We start from the raw sequence: 18,469 nt of genomic DNA, 5'->3' as shown, positions 1-18,469 counted from the left end.
ATTCACGATGGTGGCTGGCTACGATAAAATAGGTTATTGCCTGATATAACGACATACCTAAAGTGATTGGCGATGCAGCTAACCTGCTTGCAGCATCAACTAGCTAGGGTATAACTCTCTCTAATTCAAGGTTAATGGCGATGAACAGTCGTTTAATGCTGATATTTGCCGCGCTGAGCGGTTTTGTCTATGTGGCTTTAGGTGCCTTTGGTGCCCACGTATTGAGCGCCGCATTGGGGCCGAATGAGATGGCCTGGATCCGTACCGGGCTGGAGTACCAAGGGTTCCATACATTGGCAATTCTGGCATTGGCTGTTGCGATGCAACGGCAGATAAGTATTTGGTTTTACTGGAGTGGAGCCTTGTTAGCGCTCGGAACGCTACTCTTTAGCGGCAGTTTATACTGCCTGGCTCTATCGCACCTGAAACTGTGGGTCTATATCACGCCAGTTGGCGGAGTATGTTTCTTGGCGGGATGGATTTTGATGTTGATTGGCGCGCTGCGTCTAAGAAAAAGGGCAGAACGCCATGAATAATAAAATTGCTTTATATTGCCGCTCTGGCTTTGAAAAAGAGTGTGCGGCAGAAATTACTGCGAAAGCAGCCCAGCTCGAAATTTTTGGTTTCGCACGAGTGAAAGATAACAGTGGCTATGTGCTGTTTGAGTGTTATCAGTTGGAAGATGCCGATCGTTTGATCCGTGAAGTCCCCTTCCGTGAGCTGATTTTTGCCCGTCAGATGATGGTGGTGGGGGAGTTATTGAAAGACTTACCGCCGGAAGATCGTGTGTCACCGATTGTTGGTATGTTGACCGGCGTGATTGAAAAAGCGGGTGAGCTGCGGGTTGAAGTCCCTGATACTAATGAAAGCAAAGAGTTACTTAAGTTTTGCCGCAAATTGACCGTCCCTTTGCGTAGCGCCATGCGCGAGCAAAAAATATTGTCCGCCCGTGAAAATGCTCATCGCCCAGTGGTACATGTGTTCTTTATCGCGCCAGGTTGTTGTTATGTCGGTTACTCTTATAGCAATAACAACTCTCCATTCTATATGGGTATCCCGCGTCTGAAATTCCCATCGGATGCACCAAGTCGCTCAACCTTAAAATTGGAAGAGGCTTTCCATATGTTTATCCCAGCGGATGAGTGGGAAGAGCGTTTGGCCAGTGGTATGCATGCTGTTGATTTAGGGGCATGCCCCGGCGGTTGGACCTATCAGTTAGTGCAACGCAGCATGATGATTCAGGCCATTGATAACGGTTCTATGGCACAAAGTCTGATGGATACTGGGCAGGTGACACATCACCGTGTTGATGGTTTTAAATATGAGCCAACGCGCAGCAATATCTACTGGTTAGTGTGCGATATGGTGGAGAAACCGGCCAAGGTCACCGAACTTATCACCAAGTGGCTGGTTAATGGTTGGTGCCGTGAGGCGATTTTTAACCTGAAATTGCCGATGAAAAAACGTTTTGAGATTGTTTCGGAAAATCTGGAAATGATGGATGAGCAGCTGAGAGAAAACGGTATCAATGCCCATATTCAAGCTAAGCAGCTTTACCATGACCGTGAAGAAGTAACTGTGCATGTGCGCCGTATTTGGTCGGGTGCTCCGGGCCGCCGTGATGAACGCGAGTAGAGATAAGTATTATCGCGTCTAACCTGATGTTTAAGGGGCCTTTGGGCCCCTTAATCTTTCTGTAACCGAAGCTGCTGCAAGTTGCCGCTCAAGGGCAAATCAGTTTTCAATGTGGCGATTTGTTTGCAAATAAGCGCCATCTCTTGGTGCTGTTGCAACTTTTTACGCCATTTCTCCGGTACTGACTCCAACTCCTGATAGAGTGCTTCCAGCGTGTTGGCTTGTTGTAGTAACAGTGCGGCCGTTTTTGCCCCAATGCCCGCGACGCCGGGAATTTTACTGCTGCTAATCCCAGCAAGGCCCCAGTAGTCCGGCAGTTGGTGCGGTAATACGCCGAACTCCTGTTTTACAAACGGCATATCCAGCCAGCGCTTCTGAAAATAATCACGAATCTGCACATGGGGTGCTAATAACTGGCAGTAACCTTTATCGGTCGAAACAATCGTTACCTGATGCCCTGCGTCGCCAATTTTAGTTGCCAGTGTCGCAGCCAGATCATCGGCTTCATTACCCGGTGAATGCCAGCAAGCGATACCTAGTGAATTGAAAGCCTCACGGATAAAGGGCATTTCTTGTTGTAGGTTGTCCGGCATGGGTGAGCGGCCCGCTTTGTATTCAGGTAGGCATTGATGACGCCAACTCTCTGAGCGGTCATCTTCATCAAAAACCGCCACGGCGTGAGTGGGTTGGCTGTGCTGAATCAATTGTTGTAATGCATGTTGGCAAGCCTTAATGCAAGGCGACCCCTGCACCGCATGAATGCGGCGAATTAAATTAAGGGCATCAACGATAAGAAGGTGAATTTGCATAGCCTGTTTTTATATGAGGATTAAGCCAGAATAGAGTTGGGCAGCGCTGGATATCAACGCTGCCCGATGGTTGAGTTCTTCTCTTTTAGCGACAAATTTCGTAGCAAGGGGTGTAATCACTGCCCGGTAATTTCATTCGCTGTTGAGCAATAAAGCCTTGTAATAGGCTATCCATTTGCTTCATCAATTGCGGGTCACCGTGTAATTTAAATGGCCCGTGAGCTTCAATCGCTTGAATCCCTACTTCTTTCACATTACCCGCCACGATGCCGGAGAAAGCACGGCGTAGCGCTGCGGCCAGTTTCTCAGGGGACTGATTATGGGATAAATTCAGATCCGCCATGTTTTCATGGTTTGGCTCGAATGGGTGCTGCAATTCAGGTTCGATGCGAATTGACCAGTTAAAGCTATAGGCATCACCGGTATTACGGCGATTCTCTTTCACTAATGGCATCGCTTTTTTCATCTGGCGCGCCACTTCATCCGGATCGCCAATAATGATTTGGTAGTACTTACGTGCTTCATCACCCAGCGTATTCATGATGAACTCATCCACAACGCGGAAGTAATCTGCACTCTCTTTTGGCCCGGTCAAAATCAGTGGCAATACCTGCTCACTGTTTTCTGGATTCATCAGAATGCCTAACAAATAGAGTAGTTCTTCGGCTGTCCCTACGCCGCCTGGGAAAATAATGACCCCGTGCGCGATACGGACGAAGGCCTCTAGCCGTTTTTCAATGTCTGGCATGATAACCAGTTCATTAACCAGTGGGTTTGGTGGCTCTGCGGCAATGATTGACGGCTCGGTCATACCGATAAAACGACTATTTCTGTAGCGCTGTTGAGCATGTCCAACAGCGGCCCCTTTCATCGGGGCTTCCATCGCGCCCGGCCCACACCCCGTACAGATATTCAGTTCACGTAAACCGAGTTGGCTACCGACTTTGCGGGCGTATAGATACTCGTTTTCATTGATTGAGTGGCCGCCCCAGCAAACAACCATATTCGGTTCTTCATCAATATGCAGGGCACGAGCATTACGTAAAATGGAGAAAATCAGATTGGTCAAATGGCTGGAGCTTCCCATATTCAAATGCTGGTCATGCTCTGCGCTAACAATTTGGCCATTCACAAATAGAATATCGCGCAGTACGGCAAAGAGGTTCGCCTGTAAAGAGCGGATGATTTTACCATCAACAAAGGCATGTTCTGGCGGGTTCACTAGTTCGAGTTTAACCCCGCGCTCACGGCGCAGTACGTTGATATCAAAGGTTTCATAGCGCGATAAAAGCTCTTTGCTATTATCCGTCAGGCTACCTGAGTTGAGAACAGCTAATGAGCAATTACGGAATAAGCGGTACAGATCACTGCTAGCTGTACGTTTGAGCATATCCACTTCTAGCTGTGATAACAGATCCATTGAGCCGAGTGGGCTGACATGTGTAATCAAAGTTACTCCTTTACACCCCTAAGGGGGTAGTGCCCGTGTATCAGAATGCTTCTTTCTATTTTGCCGAGGAATATCAGAGAGAGCTTGCAGCATCCAGTTTCTGTTTTTCTGCTGAAAATGGCCTGAAGATACTGCAATTAACCTTAACGTTGTCCCCTGTAATTTACCAACATTAACGTGCACTGAGCTAAAATGTTGCGCACATGCGCGCATTTATTGCCGTGCCAGACGACCTGTTGACGGCACAAAATCGCTGTTGGAGCGCCAAGGATTGATATCTAATCCCCCACGACGGGTATAGCGGGCATAAACGGACAGGGTTTCTGGCTGACAGAAACGCATGATGTCATTGAAGATACGCTCTACACATTGCTCGTGAAATTCATTGTGATGGCGGAAAGAGACCAGATAGCGCAGCAGTGCTTCCCGATTAATTTGCGGGCCACTGTAACTGATTTGCACGGACCCCCAATCAGGTTGGTGAGTGATCAGGCAGTTGGATTTGAGCAGATGACTGACGAGGCTCTCTTCTATGCGATTCGTACCCACTGCGCCTTGCAGGTAATCGGCATTGAACTCATAGCTATCGATACGAATATCCTGCTGATCTAAGCACTCGCCGGCAAAATTGGCGATCGGTTGGTCTGTTATTTCGTCAAGCCGATAGAGCTTGACGCTGACCCTCCCCGCAGCACAGGCGGCCAAATCACGTTGCAAAGTCGCTTGGACACTTTCCCAGTCCGCAAAAACGGTTTGGTTAAAACTGTTGAGGTAAAGTTTGAAGCTTTTTGATTCAATCAAATTGATACTATTTGCATTCAGGCTTATTTCGCCCACCGCAACCTGTGGTAGCCCGTTGCTGTTAAGCCAGGAAAGCTCATAAAGCGTCCAGATATCAGCTCCATGAAAGGGCAGGCTATCTGGGTACAAACCAAGAGGTTCGCGGTTCATGCTGCGTGGCACGGCCTGTAACAGGGTCACGTCATAGTGATCGCGGTATGCGGTCGGTTTGCCCAGCGTTAACTCTGCCAGCGCCTTGTGATCTTGATATGAAGACATGCTGTTTCCATGGTGAGAGATTGGTACAATAACTCTAGTTTATCAATTTATGCCGCGTTTAACTGCATTTCTGAGTGGGCCAATCCCGTCTTGGGTGCAGTGCAAGCTGCCGCGATACTGAGAATGAAGAATGGACCAGAATGTTTCAACGGCACTGAACAGTTTTACTCAACGCTATATCGATTTATGGCAGCAGCAAACCGGGCATCCCCCCGCGAGTGAAGAACTCTATGGCGTCCCCTCACCTTGTATTGTGGAAACGCAGGATAATCAGGTGATTTGGCTACCTCAGCCGGGTGCTGCTGATGTCAATTTGAACAATATTGAGCGGGCGCTGGAGATTCAGCTTCATCCAGATATTCATGAGTTTTATACTTACCAATTCGCTGGAGACATGGTGGCTGATCTCGGTGATCACCGTTTTAGCTTGCTGCAAGTGTGGAGTGAAGATGATTTTATCCGCTTACAGGAGAACCTGATTGGTCACTTGGTCACACAAAAAAGGCTGAAGCTCTCACCGACGCTATTTTTGGCCACCACTGAGTCAGAAATGACTATGGCTTCACTGTGCAATGTCAGTGGCAATGTGGTGTTAGAACAGTTTGGCAGCGGTAAACGCACATTGCTGGCATCGACCCTCATACATTTCCTGGATGCACTACGCCCCGTATTACCTGAATAAATAAATGGTTATCGTATTTTTAGAAGCAGGCGCGTGTGAGAGATCTCGCACACGGCCTGTGAGACATCACTTCTATTCCTCATATGTAAAATTCTTGTGCCAGATTTATTTTCAATAAAATCACTTTGTTATAAACATTCATTTTTTTATATGAAAAAGTATCGGCATCAATATCCTTACAGTACCTTGTCACCCTTTGTCGTTTAAGCGATCCTTCTATTCGCCGGATGGGATCTGGCGGAGATGGATGGTATCGGATGCTACCACTTCAGGATGAAGAATATAGGGACTGCTTAGGACGAGTGAAGGGACGTTTCAGGATGAAACATTGGACACCTCCAGGATGGAGATTGAGAGCCGGTTCAGGATGGATGGTGGGTTAGGATAACTTCAGGATTAGCACCGGGATGGTGTAGGACAACGCTACGGATTGCAGGTTAGGATAACCAAACGGAAAAGTTTTCAAGGATTGAGCAGGGAGCATCACTTTTAGCGGGATCGCTATGAAACGAATCGAGGGGTACTGGTAAAACAGTACCCCTTTTTTTATTCATATTTTGCTTAACTCACATCTATTGTCTAGGGTGTGAACTTGGGCATAGCCCGCTTCAGTGGTATGCTTTGCCGCCGTTGAATCAGCCCGGTAAATGGCTATTTTTTGGTTGAGAGCAGAATCATGAATACAGAAAATCAAGTACGTCAGAGCCTTCAGGATATTGAGCTTGCCATGCGAGCTATTGATCTTTGGCAAATAGTCCCACCGCAAGCAGAAGCTTTCGAAAGCAATGAACCTTTCAGCATTGATACCATGGATGCTGAGCAGTGGTTGCAATGGGTACTTATTCCCCGAATGTATGCATTGCTGGAATCAAATGGCCCGCTTCCGACCCGTTTTGCTATCACGCCCTATTTCGAAGAGGCGCTGAGTGGCGATGACCGACCTGATTGCACGGTACTGCTGACACACTTGCAGCGCCTCGATGACCTGCTAAATAAAGAAAGTAACTAATGCTGGAAATAATCTATCAAGATGAACACATAGTTGCGGTGAATAAGCCGGCCGGATGGCTGGTTCATCGTAGTTGGCTGGACAGCAATGAAACCGTGTTTGTGATGCAAACGGTGCGCGACCAGATTGGTCAGCATGTTTATACCGTGCACCGCCTAGACCGCCCAACATCAGGGGTGCTGTTGATGGCGCTATCCAGCGATGTTGCTCGTGCGCTCTCTTTACAATTAGAGCAGCACCAAATGCAGAAAACGTATCATGCGGTAGTTCGTGGGTATGTGCTGGAGGGGGGGACGGTTGATTACGAGATGACCGAAGAACTAGATAAAATTGCGGATAAATTTTCTCGCCCAGATAAGGCACCACAACCTTCAGTCACTCACTATCTGCCGCTAGCGCAAGTGGAAGTACCTGTAGCGATTGGCCGTTATGAGACTGCACGCTTCAGCTTAGTAGAGCTGAAACCGGAAACTGGGCGCAAGCATCAGCTACGGCGTCATATGGCGCATATCCGCCATCCAATCATCGGTGATAGCACTCACGGTGACTTGCGTCAGAATCGTGGAATCGCACAACATTTTGATTGTTCGAGACTTATGTTGCACGCCAGCCATTTAGCACTGAATCATCCGGTGACAGGTGAAGCGCTTTCGCTCACCGCGCGCTGGGATGAGTCTTGGCAAGGATTGATGTCACATTTTGGCTGGTCGGGCATTGCCCCTCATCTTGAAAGGGTTGAGTTTTCTGGAACCGCCAGTCAGGATAGTGAATAATTTTTTCTAGTTAAAAGGTATCTATTTTATGGCTCAGATCGGGATTTTTGTTGGCACAGTCTACGGTAACGCATTGTTAGTAGCAGAAGAGGCCGAGAACATACTGAAAGAGCAGGGCCACGAAGTTAAAGTATTTGACGAGGGGACTTTAGAAGCTTGGCAATATTATCGTCAACATTATGTGCTGGTGGTAACTTCGACGACCGGGCAGGGGGATCTCCCCGATAGCATTGCTTCTCTGTTTGTCGCGGTTCGGGATCAGGTCGGTTTCCAACCGGAGTTGCGTTATGGTGTCATTGCTCTGGGCGACAGCAGCTATGAAAATTTCTGCGGCGCTGGGCGTGTATTTGATGAGTTGTTGCAAGAACAAGGCGCAACACGGATTGGCGAAAGATTAGAGATTGATGCTATTGAGCACCCAGAACCGGAAGCGGTTTCAGCACCTTGGGTAGAGCAATGGGGTCGTTTACTTTAGTCATAAGTGCAGTGGTTTGGCCTCAGACGAGATAATTAATTTATACCCGTCATCTTTCAAGTTGCAGGGTTGTTGGCTGCCATCATTCACCCAAGTCATTGAGTTATCTCAACTCCTTGGGTTCATTCAGTTGCCGCCTACCTGCAACTTGAAATCTATTAGGTATACATAATAAAACTGAGGCTATTCCTTTGTAAGTTTCAATATTTCTTCTTATCTCATAATTAATCCGCGTTTAAATGTCTCATAAATTGTCTCTGTGTAGAGTTGCTGCGACTGCCAATGCAGTGATTTAATTTATTTGTTTAAGAGACGTCATACTATGAGTAGTTCTTTTTTATCCACCACACCGAATCAACTTGGCAGTGGTGTGCTGCCTTCCGACTATGATGAAATTGTATTTGAACTTTCAGAGGCTAATTGGGTTAAAGATATTATATTGCCGGATCAACCCTCTGATAGATGTATCGTCACGATTTATTCTGCAGAAGCCAAAGACTCCTTGTTACATCTGCCTCTTGGTTCATTGAGAATAAAATCCAACAGTGAATACTATCTCGAATATCACGAAGATATTAAGCGGTGGGATATACTAGGGCCAGACTTTAATTATTTTACGTTAGGTGATATCGATAATTATGAATTACAAGATAATATGAGTCATGAAATACTTGATTCAACTGTACATATTACGATGGTACCTATTACGACAGATAATCACAATGAAGTGGATGCGTTTTCTAACGAATGGATAAGTGAAGAATATAGCGAAAATCGCCAACAATGGCATAACCGAGAGTTAGGTGTTAATGATGATGCACCTGACTTAATCGTGAAGAATAGAAGCACCAGAAGTGTCATTGAAGATTATGGGACTAAAGATAGCAGCGCTATTTATTTTATTCCTGAGAATCCTCAGAAAGTGACCGATTATATGATGGATAATAATAACTGGACCTCTGAGATTAGACTGCCGCCGACCGCCGAGGATGAGTCGACGATTACTATTAATTCTACCGCAATTCGTGATTCAAAAGTTTCCGCTGAGAATTTGTTATATCCCAGTACTACCACAATAACATCGGGTGACCAGTATATTTTCAAATACCTGAAGAGGTTTAATCGCTGGGTGCTGGAGTCGGCACCCATAAGAAATGTAGAGTTTGATCATATTCAGAGTGAAATACCTTTTCCCACATCACAAACGACACTGGTGACCATGACGGACAGTCATTGGCGGGATAATATAAAGCTGCCTGAGCAAGCAGCCGATCGCGATAAAATAACGCTAAAGTCGTCAACTGATGCTGTAACACATATTGATGTTGCTAATGTTAATGAACCGGGGGTGATGACGCTAGGTAAGGGGGAACAATATGATTTTTTCTATATTGCTGAGAAAGGAAAGTGGCAACTAATCAGTTCACCAGATACGCTTTATCAGGCACAGGATATGACCAATGGCAATATACCCACATTGCATACGCCGCGAACGATCATTAATGCAGCCAATGGCAATTATCAGCCAGAATTACGCTTACCGACAGAGCAGGAAGCTGGTAGTCGAATCATTATTAATAGTAGCGCAGAGTGGGATATATCCGTCTCCACCGATGAGACTCACTACAAAGTCCTTAATGGTGAGACGGTAGCCTTTAAAGTGGATAAGCAAGGCCTCTGGCAACGAGAAACCATCACCATTGATCTGTTATTACTTTACAGCGATAAAGCCGTCGCTCATTCGGGTAGAGATAAGGTGCATGACTTTATGATGCAAGGCTTTGGTATGACGAATGAAGCACTGGAAAATTCGGGCGCTAATTTTCGCTATCGAGTCGTTGGTTTACGGGAGGTAGCGGCAAAAGCTGACTGGATCGATATGTCAGGCATGCTTGATAAATTAAGAGAAGATCCTTTAGTGCAGGCGTGGCGCGATACCTTAAAAGCTGACGGTATTTACTATGTGGGGACTGAAGAGGGGACGGGTCATGGGTGGTTGAATGATGTGTTATCTCCGATGGATCCGATGTATATGGTTTCAGTCGCCCCAATAAGTAGTGATCCTGAGGTAATGCGCCATGAACTGGGCCATAATATGGGTGCGGATGATAAATATGGGTGCGACCCGGACACGCAGGAGTGTGAACTAATAGCAACGATTATGAATCAAATGTGGGTCGACTATTATTCCACACCAGATCGTTACACCGCTGATTACGGCATCCCCATGGGGATAGCCGGTAAATTTGATGATGTACTGACGATGAATAAGATGTCGTCAGTCGTCGCCGCTTACCGCTAAATGGTGCATCAGAATCAACATATTTGAGTTGTAGTAGATATAAGGCCGTATTGTGGCGCAATGTGACGCCACAATACGACCCCAGTTTAATATCCACCGCCCAATTAACGGCCGCTGGTTAATTTTTCCAGGTCAGACTCAATCTCAGAAATCTTATTGGCGACAACACTTTCTAAATGACGCAAATCATCCAGAATTTTACGTTTCAAATCAACTTCAATCTGATCGCGTTTGCACAATTGATCTAACTCATCAATGACATAGCGTAGATTCGGGTTAATTTCATTGATCTCTTTGTAACCATGACCGGCATTATCAGCCACCACGGTTTTGCGTTGGCGCGGATATTTGAACTTCACACTCTTAGCAAAAAACTCGCCTTTATCTTTGCGGAAGTAAATTTTCAGAATGTCGTTATTGGCCTCCTGACGCAGGCTATAGCGATCGACATCTTCGGGTTGTGTGATTCCTAAGCTTTTCAGATTGTCATACATAGCGCCACCTTTTAATATTTTATATTCCACAGTTTATGATTATGACAGTAAATTTCGCCAAAAGATGTGATGAACTCACCAGGCAAAAAATAGCGGCTAATTACAGCGGCTAATTATAGCGGGGAGTTAGCCCGCTATTTTCAATCTTAGTCGATGGTGCGCAATAACTCATTAATACCAACTTTACCGAGGGTTTTGGCATCCACTTTTTTCACGATAACTGCACAGTATAGGCTGTAGCTACCGTCTTTCGATGGCAGGTTGCCTGACACGACAACAGAACCCGCTGGGACACGGCCATAATGAACTTCACCGGTTTCGCGATCATAAATTCGGGTGCTTTGCCCGATAAAGACGCCCATGGAGATAACGGAACCCTCTTCGACGATAACCCCTTCGACCACCTCTGAGCGTGCGCCAACAAAGCAGTTATCTTCGATAATGGTGGGGTTAGCTTGCAGTGGTTCCAGTACGCCGCCAATGCCAACGCCACCGGATAAGTGAACGTTTTTACCAATCTGCGCGCAAGAGCCGACAGTTGCCCATGTGTCGACCATTGTGCCTTCATCAACAAAAGCACCAATATTCACATAAGAGGGCATCAGCACGGTATTCCGCGCAATAAAGGCCCCTTTACGCACGGTGGCTGGCGGCACGACACGGAAACCTTCACGCTGGAAGCGAGCTTCGTCATAACCGGCGAATTTCATGGGGACTTTATCGTAGTAACGGGTTTCTGCACCTTCCATGACTTGGTTGTCATTGATGCGGAATGAGAGCAGTACTGCTTTCTTCAGCCATTGGTGGGTGACCCACTGACCATCAATTTTTTCTGCTACACGCAGTGCGCCAGTATCAAGCAGATCAATCACGTGATTAATCGCTTCGCGCGTTACGGTGTCTACGTTAGCCGGAGTGATATCTGCACGGCGCTCGAAGGCAGTTTCAATCACGTTTTGTAGTTGTTGCATCCTGTTCTCTTCCCTAACATTTTTACCCTTCTTACTTGAAGTTGTTGCTGTATTAGCGGCTTTGCGACAACTCCAATAAATTTGGGTAGCGGTTGTAAGTAAATTAATGGCTAAAAAGTTATTTGTATCACAGTTTATCGTTCGGATTGAGGGTATCTGTCAACCGCTGTGCTAATTCGCGGCGCGTTTCAATATTCAATGCGCGGCGATCTTTATCGGCTAACACAAATAAATCCTCCACTCGTTCGCCGATCGTCGTGATACGTGCGCTATGTAGCGATAATCCTAAATCTGCAAAAATCTCGCCGACGCGGGCCAGCAAGCCCGGCTGATCTAGCGCAATCAATTCCAGATAGGTCCGGCGCTCATTATGAGTCGGCAAGAAATTGGTTTCAGTGGGTACGCTGAAATGCCGCAGTTTGGGTGACAACCGCCTGACGCGCGGATGCTGATAATTCGGCTGGGTCATGGCCTGCTCTAAAGCATGACTAATGATGGGGTGCCGATCTTGCGCCAGCGGGCTGCCATCCGGTTCCAGCACGACAAAGGTATCCATCGCCATACCATCTCGGTTGGTGAAAATCTGTGCGTCATGAACACTCAGATTGCGGCGATCCAACTCACCGACCACGGCGGCAAATAGCGATGGGCGGTCTGGGCTCCAGATGAATATTTCGGTTCCGCCACGGGTTGCCTGATGGCTGACCAACACCAACGGCTTGCTTGAGTCATGCGCTAGTAGATGGCGGGCATGCCAAGCTAATTGATTGGGTGAATGCCGCAGGAAATAATCAGCCCGGCAGCGGCTCCAGATGCGATGCAGCGCCTCTTCATCAATGTTGTCCATTCGCAGTAGCGCCAAGGCCTGTAGCCGGTGGTGGCGGACGCGATCCCGCAAATCCGGGCTATTTTGCATGCCACGGCGTAGCTGTTTCTCTGTCGCAAAATAGAGCTCACGTAACAAGCTCTGTTTCCAGCTATTCCACAAGGTTTCATTGGTGGCACAAATATCGGCCACGGTCAGGCTGACTAAATAACGCAAGCGAGTTTCGCTCTGCACCTCGGCAGAGAATTGCTGAATGACATCCGGGTCCTGAATGTCTCGGCGCTGGGCGGTGACTGACATCAACAAATGGCAGCGGACTAACCAGGCAACCAGCTGAGCTTCGCGTGAGTTAAGCCCATGCTGTTCAGCAAACTCCAGCACATCGTGAGCGCCCAGTATTGAGTGGTCACCACCACGGCCTTTGGCAATATCGTGGAACAGCGCCGCTAGCAGCAGCAATTCAGGCTGAGGCAGGCGTGGGTAAAGTTCTACACACAAAGGGTGCTGTGGTCGCGTCTTTTCATCGGCGAAACTTTCGAGTTTAAGTAGCACCCGAATAGTGTGTTCATCAACGGTATAGGCATGAAACAGGTCAAACTGCATCTGGCCGACGATACTGCCCCATTGCGGCATATAAGCCCACAGCACACTGTGGCGGTGCATTGGCAGTAATGCGCGGGAAACCGCGCCGGGGTGACGCAAAATCGCCATAAATAGCTTACGAGCTTCAGGAATCTGGCACAGCGGCTGCTTCAGGTGCCGACGGGCATGACGCAAACGGCGTACTGTCGTGGAGTAGATACCTTTGATCTCCTGATTGCGGACCATCAGGTAAAACATGCGCATAATCGCTTCGGGCTGCTGTACGAAGAGATTCTCATCACGCAGATCAATTAAATCTCCGCGTAACTGAAATTCATCATCCAGCGGGCGCGGTTTTTCATTGGTATCCAGCGCCAGTATGGCTTCGTCAAATAGCTGTAACAGCATATTGTTCAGTTCGCTAACTCGGCGGGTCATACGATAAAAGTCTTTCATCATATGCTCGACCGGCTCATTGCCTTCGCCCTGATATTGCAAAAGCTGAGCAACACTCAGTTGGCGGTCAAACAGCAGGCGATTGTCGTAACGGGTCAATACCAGATGCAGTGCAAAACGAATGCGCCATAAAAAACTCTGGCTTTCAATCAGTTCGTTGCGCTCGGCTTTGGTCAGAAAACCGAAATCAACCATCTCACCTAACGAGGTAGCACCAAAATGACGACGCGCCACCCAGAGTAGAGTATGGATATCCCTCAACCCTCCTGGGCTGCTTTTGATGTCTGGCTCCAGATTGTAACTGGTGCCGTGGTAGCGCTTATGTCGCTCTTGCTGTTCGGTAACTTTGGCATGGAAAAATTGGGGTGAAGGCCAGAATCCATCGCTAAAAATATGTTTTTGCATCTGTAAGAACAGAGCTACATCGCCACAAATCAAGCGAGATTCAATCATATTAGTGGCGACGGTGAGATCGGCTAGCCCTTCCAGCAAGCACTCCTCCAGTGTTCGTACGCTATGGCCGACTTCAAGCTTCAGATCCCACAGTAGCGTGATCAACTGCCCGATTTGCTGGGCATGCTTATCATTCAGACGCCGCTTGCTTAGGACCAATACATCAATGTCCGACAGCGGATGCAGTTCACCACGACCATAGCCCCCGACAGCGACCAGTGCGGTTTCTGGCACATCATCAAAGCCGTAGAATGTCCATAACCGCCGTAGCAGGCGATCAATGTAATCACTACGGGCAGCAATTAATGTCTCGGCACTGGTTCCGCCGTTGAAGGCTTCAGCCAGCCAGAGTTGAAAAGTTTCAAGCCGCTGCTTGAGTATTGGGCAATTAAGCTCGCCATCAAGATAGGTACTGGGTGAGGCGGGCTGCTCAGGGATAGTAAGAGTGAGCGCCGTTGAGACGGAGTGCTCGGTATGATTTTCAGACATATGTTTACCCGATGAATGTATACCTGATAAAAACGCAGCCCATAAAAAAGCCGGCGAATGCCGGCTTGTCATTGTTACTCGTGCGTTATGATGTTGGGGATGGTGTCATCCTTTCGCAACGTCATTATTTCGCAGCCGTTATCCGTTACCACAATAGTATGCTCATACTGTGCCGACAAGCTGCGATCTTTAGTTTTTACTGTCCAGCCGTCTTTCATGGTACGAATGCGGTAATCCCCTGCATTGACCATGGGTTCAATGGTGAATGCCATACCCGGTTGCAGGATGACTCCGCCGTCATCTGCATCATAGTGCAGCACTTGTGGCTCTTCATGGAAACCTTCGCCAATGCCGTGACCACAATATTCACGCACCACCGAGAAGTTCTCTGTTTCTACAAATTTCTGTATCTCTTTGCCCAGTGTACGCAGGCGGATACCCGGTTTAACCATTTTGATGGCTAGATACAGGCTCTCTTGTGTCACGCGGCATAAGCGCTCACCCAAAATAGTCGGTTTACCGACGATGAACATTTTTGAGGTGTCGCCATGGAAGCCATCTTTAATCACGGTCACGTCGATATTCACGATATCGCCATCTTTCAGCACTTTTTCATCACTTGGGATACCGTGGCAAATGACTTCATTCACCGAGATACACACCGATTTCGGAAAACCGTGATATCCCAAGCAGGCAGAAATAGCCTGCTGGTGGTGGGTGATATGGTCGTGACAAATGCGGTCAAGTTCACCGGTGGTGACCCCAGGTTTTACGTGCGGTTCAATAATCTCCAGCACTTCAGCAGCCAAGCGGCCAGCAACGCGCATTTTTTGAATATCTTCAGGTGTTTTGATTGAGATTGCCATGCAACAGTGTCCGTAGGGGCTGTGAGTATCAGCCGCCATTATTAATATGATCTTTGTATTTGGCGTCACAGGGAAGTTGACTCACTACCTGCGACTCCAAATTTTCGGGTCATAGATGCAGAAAAAAACAGGTGAATGTCGATTAATAAAAAATCTGCGGCTAATGTTACCAGCCCTGCAATTTGCTGCCAAACTTTCGTTTGCAGTCGCGGCACTATCTGCAACAAAAGTTGGTGTGTTGTGGCTGTTTATGGTATAAAGCGCGCCGGCGAACCGTACTCTGTTCCTAGGCATGTTCTAGAGGCAAAAGCATTGTTTAGCTGAGTAATACCAATCGCACTCATATGTGTAAATAACACACACGTGTCGACACATACGCCGGGGTGCCCTAAAGTTTTTGATTAATATCAATCGCTTATGGGGTCGGCGTTATGGGACACGTGGAGGCATAACCCCAACTGATACTATAGAGGTTTTAATCATGGCAACTGTTTCCATGCGCGACATGCTCCAGGCCGGTGTTCACTTCGGTCACCAGACCCGTTACTGGAACCCGAAAATGAAGCCTTTCATCTTCGGCGCACGTAACAAAGTTCACATCATCAACCTGGAAAAGACCGTACCACTGTTCAACGAAGCTCTGGCTGAATTGAAAAAGATCTCTTCCCGTAAAGGTAAGATCTTGTTCGTTGGTACTAAACGCGCAGCAAGCGAAGCGGTAAAAGACGCTGCCAACAACTGCGACCAGTTCTTCGTGAACCATCGCTGGTTGGGCGGGATGCTGACTAACTGGAAAACTGTTCGTCAGTCCATCAAACGTTTGAAAGATCTGGAAATCCAGTCTCAAGACGGCACCTTTGACAAGCTGACCAAAAAAGAAGCGCTGATGCGTACTCGTGAGCTGAACAAGCTGGAAAACAGCCTGGGCGGTATCAAAGACATGGGCGGTTTACCAGACGCTCTGTTTGTAGTTGATGCTGATCACGAACACATCGCTATCAAAGAAGCTAACAACCTGGGTATCCCGGTATTCTCTATCGTTGATACTAACTCCGATCCAGATGGCGTTGACTTCATCATCCCAGGTAACGACGATGCAATCCGTGCAGTTAAGCTGTACCTGAGCGCTGTTGCTACTGCCGTCAATGAAGGTCGTTCTCAAGATCTGGCCGTTCAAGCGGAAGAAAGCTTCGTAGAAGCTGAATAATAAGTCAGGCTCGCTGGAGCCCTTATTAACCAGGTATTGAAATATGTTGGTTAGGGGGGCCTTTTATAGGCCCCCTTTGCGTATCTAATGTGAGATCTTGTCTTCACAAGAGAACCGAGGAAATTGAAATGGTTGCTATTACCGCTGCTTTGGTAAAAGAACTGCGTGAGCGTACTGCCGCAGGCATGATGGAATGTAAAAAGGCGTTGGTTGAAGCTAACGGCGACATCGAGCTTGCCATCGACAATATGCGTAAATCTGGTCAGGCTAAAGCTGCCAAGAAAGCAGGCCGTATCGCTGCTGAAGGCATCATTCTGGCTAAAGTTTCAGCCGACGGTAAATTCGGTGTGATTCTGGAACTGAACTGCGAAACTGACTTCGTTGCTAAAGATGCTGGCTTCAAAGCATTCGGCGAAGAAGTGATCAATGCAGCTCTGGCTGACAAAATCGTTGATATCGACGCTCTGAAAGCTAAGTTCGAAGAACAACGTGCAAATCTGGTTGCTAAAATCGGTGAGAATATCAACATTCGCCGCATTGCTGCACTGGAAGCCGACGTTCTGGGGACTTATCTGCACGGCGCACGTATCGGCGTTATGGTTGCTGCAACTGGCGCTGATGAAGAGCTGGTTAAGCACATCGCTATGCACATTGCTGCAAGCAAGCCTGAATATGTTAAGCCAGACGATGTTCCTGCTGAAGTTGTTGCTCGTGAGCACCAAATCCAGTTGGACATTGCTATCGAATCCGGCAAGCCACGTGAAATTGCTGAGAAGATGGTTGAAGGCCGTATGCGTAAGTTCACCGGCGAAGTTTCTCTGACTGGTCAGAACTTCGTTATGGACCCAAGCAAAACTGTTGGCGATCTGTTGAAAGAGAACAAAGCTGACGTTGTAAACTTCATCCGCTTCGAAGTGGGCGAAGGCATCGAGAAAGCTGAGACTGACTTTGCTGCTGAAGTTGCAGCAATGAGCAAACAGTCTTAATGCTAAAAATGGGGCCGCCAATAGGCGGTTCCATTTTATTCACTCTGAATTTCGTCTGCTCAGTTTTCAGCGCGAAGCACTGCCTTGAATACCTGACGGTCAAGCCCCCAATATTATTACTGCTGCTTAGGACAGAACACCATGGCAACCAATGCAAAACCCGTATATCAGCGTATCCTGCTTAAGCTTAGTGGCGAAGCCCTGCAAGGTGCAGAAGGTTTTGGTATCGACGCAAGCGTTTTGGATCGCATGGCTCAAGAAGTTAAAGAGCTGGTCGAATTGGGCATTCAGGTCGGTGTGGTCATTGGCGGTGGTAACTTATTCCGCGGTGCCGGTTTGGCACAAGCAGGGATGAACCGCGTCGTGGGCGACCACATGGGAATGCTGGCTACCGTCATGAACGGTCTGGCAATGCGAGATGCACTGCACCGTGCCTATGTGAACGCCCGCTTAATGTCAGCGATTCCATTGAATGGCGTCTGTGATAATTACAGCTGGGCTGAGGCTATCAGCTTGTTGCGCCATAACCGTGTGGTGATTTTTGCTGCCGGTACTGGCAACCCCTTCTTCACGACTGATTCTGCTGCGTGTCTACGTGGTATCGAAATCGAAGCTGATGTTGTGTTGAAAGCGACCAAAGTTGATGGGGTTTACTCCGCAGATCCGGTGAAAAATCCTGACGCGACACTGTATGAACAGCTAACCTATCAGGACGTTTTAGAGCGTGAACTGAAAGTTATGGATCTGGCGGCCTTTACTCTGGCGCGTGATCATAACCTGCCAATTCGCGTCTTCAACATGAATAAGCCAGGCGCTCTGCGTCGTGTGGTGATGGGTGAGAATGAAGGGACGTTGATCACTAAAGAAGTGACAACGATCGTGAAGTAAGCGGCTGCCCGTATTGCCAGGGGGATTTCGATTGAAGATTTTCCCCTCTCGCCAGCA

17 protein-coding genes are annotated in these 18,469 nt (G+C 47.7%); 10 read left to right on the top strand and 7 right to left on the bottom strand.

Going from position 1 to position 18,469, the window contains the following annotated elements:
* Positions 1-140: 140 nt before the first annotated feature.
* Both HRD69_RS00475 and rlmM read left to right on the top strand, forming a co-directional pair.
* Positions 141-536: a DUF423 domain-containing protein gene (locus HRD69_RS00475; protein ID WP_072079800.1), complete on the top strand. Its 396-nt coding sequence runs from the start codon at positions 141-143 to the stop codon at positions 534-536.
* Positions 529-1,635 carry a 23S rRNA (cytidine(2498)-2'-O)-methyltransferase RlmM gene (gene rlmM / locus HRD69_RS00470; RefSeq protein WP_032813794.1) on the top strand — a complete coding sequence of 369 codons (1,107 nt, stop codon included), beginning with the start codon at positions 529-531 and terminating at the stop codon, positions 1,633-1,635. The genes HRD69_RS00475 and rlmM overlap by 8 nt, the downstream gene beginning before the upstream one ends.
* Before the next feature lie 50 nt (positions 1,636-1,685).
* Here the strand turns inward: rlmM and xni are convergent, their stop codons facing one another.
* The 3 genes from xni to queF all read right to left on the bottom strand — a co-directional run bounded on the left by xni (position 1,686) and on the right by queF (position 4,953).
* A complete protein-coding gene (gene xni, locus HRD69_RS00465) occupies positions 1,686-2,444 on the bottom strand; it encodes a flap endonuclease Xni (protein ID WP_004874480.1) in 759 nt (252 codons plus the stop codon).
* Between the two features lie 85 nt (positions 2,445-2,529).
* Entirely contained in the window at positions 2,530-3,894 is a 1,365-nt protein-coding gene (gene ppnN, locus HRD69_RS00460) for a nucleotide 5'-monophosphate nucleosidase PpnN (protein WP_004874481.1), read from the bottom strand.
* A 213-nt stretch (positions 3,895-4,107) separates the two neighbouring features.
* Positions 4,108-4,953, bottom strand: coding sequence for an NADPH-dependent 7-cyano-7-deazaguanine reductase QueF (queF, locus tag HRD69_RS00455; RefSeq protein WP_004874483.1), 846 nt, complete (start codon positions 4,951-4,953; stop codon positions 4,108-4,110).
* A gap of 130 nt (positions 4,954-5,083) precedes the next feature.
* Between queF and syd the strand changes: the two genes are divergently transcribed.
* The 5 genes from syd (at position 5,084) to HRD69_RS00430 (ending at position 10,194) form a co-directional block, all read left to right on the top strand.
* Positions 5,084-5,635, top strand: coding sequence for a SecY-interacting protein (gene syd / locus HRD69_RS00450; protein ID WP_004874484.1), 552 nt, complete (start codon positions 5,084-5,086; stop codon positions 5,633-5,635).
* Positions 5,636-6,311: 676 nt separating this feature from the next.
* The gene (locus tag HRD69_RS00445) at positions 6,312-6,644 is read left to right on the top strand and encodes a YqcC family protein (protein ID WP_032813796.1); all 333 of its coding nucleotides are present in this window, start codon (positions 6,312-6,314) and stop codon (positions 6,642-6,644) included.
* The gene (gene truC, locus HRD69_RS00440) at positions 6,644-7,417 is read left to right on the top strand and encodes a tRNA pseudouridine(65) synthase TruC (RefSeq protein WP_004874485.1); all 774 of its coding nucleotides are present in this window, start codon (positions 6,644-6,646) and stop codon (positions 7,415-7,417) included. The genes HRD69_RS00445 and truC overlap by 1 nt, the downstream gene beginning before the upstream one ends.
* 28 nt (positions 7,418-7,445) lie before the next feature.
* Complete coding sequence (locus HRD69_RS00435; RefSeq protein WP_004874486.1) at positions 7,446-7,892, top strand: flavodoxin; 447 nt, start codon at positions 7,446-7,448, stop codon at positions 7,890-7,892.
* A gap of 322 nt (positions 7,893-8,214) precedes the next feature.
* Positions 8,215-10,194: a hypothetical protein gene (locus HRD69_RS00430; protein WP_004874487.1), complete on the top strand. Its 1,980-nt coding sequence runs from the start codon at positions 8,215-8,217 to the stop codon at positions 10,192-10,194.
* Between the two features lie 104 nt (positions 10,195-10,298).
* On the opposite strand, the gene HRD69_RS00425 is transcribed toward HRD69_RS00430, so the two are convergent.
* The 4 genes from HRD69_RS00425 to map all read right to left on the bottom strand — a co-directional run bounded on the left by HRD69_RS00425 (position 10,299) and on the right by map (position 15,331).
* Positions 10,299-10,688 carry a DUF3461 family protein gene (locus HRD69_RS00425; protein WP_005276087.1) on the bottom strand — a complete coding sequence of 130 codons (390 nt, stop codon included), beginning with the start codon at positions 10,686-10,688 and terminating at the stop codon, positions 10,299-10,301.
* A 146-nt stretch (positions 10,689-10,834) separates the two neighbouring features.
* Positions 10,835-11,659, bottom strand: coding sequence for a 2,3,4,5-tetrahydropyridine-2,6-dicarboxylate N-succinyltransferase (gene dapD / locus HRD69_RS00420; protein WP_004704369.1), 825 nt, complete (start codon positions 11,657-11,659; stop codon positions 10,835-10,837).
* A 127-nt stretch (positions 11,660-11,786) separates the two neighbouring features.
* Positions 11,787-14,465 carry a bifunctional uridylyltransferase/uridylyl-removing protein GlnD gene (gene glnD / locus HRD69_RS00415; RefSeq protein WP_004874489.1) on the bottom strand — a complete coding sequence of 893 codons (2,679 nt, stop codon included), beginning with the start codon at positions 14,463-14,465 and terminating at the stop codon, positions 11,787-11,789.
* 74 nt (positions 14,466-14,539) lie between these two features.
* The gene (gene map, locus HRD69_RS00410; protein ID WP_004874490.1) at positions 14,540-15,331 is read right to left on the bottom strand and encodes a type I methionyl aminopeptidase; all 792 of its coding nucleotides are present in this window, start codon (positions 15,329-15,331) and stop codon (positions 14,540-14,542) included.
* A 481-nt stretch (positions 15,332-15,812) separates the two neighbouring features.
* Here map and rpsB point away from each other — a divergent pair, with 481 nt between their 5' ends.
* The 3 genes from rpsB to pyrH all read left to right on the top strand — a co-directional run bounded on the left by rpsB (position 15,813) and on the right by pyrH (position 18,412).
* Positions 15,813-16,538 carry a 30S ribosomal protein S2 gene (gene rpsB / locus HRD69_RS00405; RefSeq protein WP_004715071.1) on the top strand — a complete coding sequence of 242 codons (726 nt, stop codon included), beginning with the start codon at positions 15,813-15,815 and terminating at the stop codon, positions 16,536-16,538.
* A gap of 128 nt (positions 16,539-16,666) precedes the next feature.
* Positions 16,667-17,524 (top strand): translation elongation factor Ts, encoded by an 858-nt coding sequence (gene tsf, locus HRD69_RS00400; protein ID WP_004874492.1) that lies wholly within the window; start codon positions 16,667-16,669, stop codon positions 17,522-17,524.
* Positions 17,525-17,665: 141 nt separating this feature from the next.
* Positions 17,666-18,412: a UMP kinase gene (pyrH, locus tag HRD69_RS00395; protein WP_004874493.1), complete on the top strand. Its 747-nt coding sequence runs from the start codon at positions 17,666-17,668 to the stop codon at positions 18,410-18,412.
* Positions 18,413-18,469 lie beyond the last annotated feature (57 nt).

Origin of the sequence: Yersinia mollaretii ATCC 43969 (genome assembly GCF_013282725.1) — a bacterium.
Taxonomy (GTDB): Bacteria; Pseudomonadota; Gammaproteobacteria; order Enterobacterales; family Enterobacteriaceae; genus Yersinia; species Yersinia mollaretii.
The sequence above is the reverse complement of the archived record's forward strand: the minus strand, read 5'-3'. Positions and strand labels throughout refer to the sequence as shown.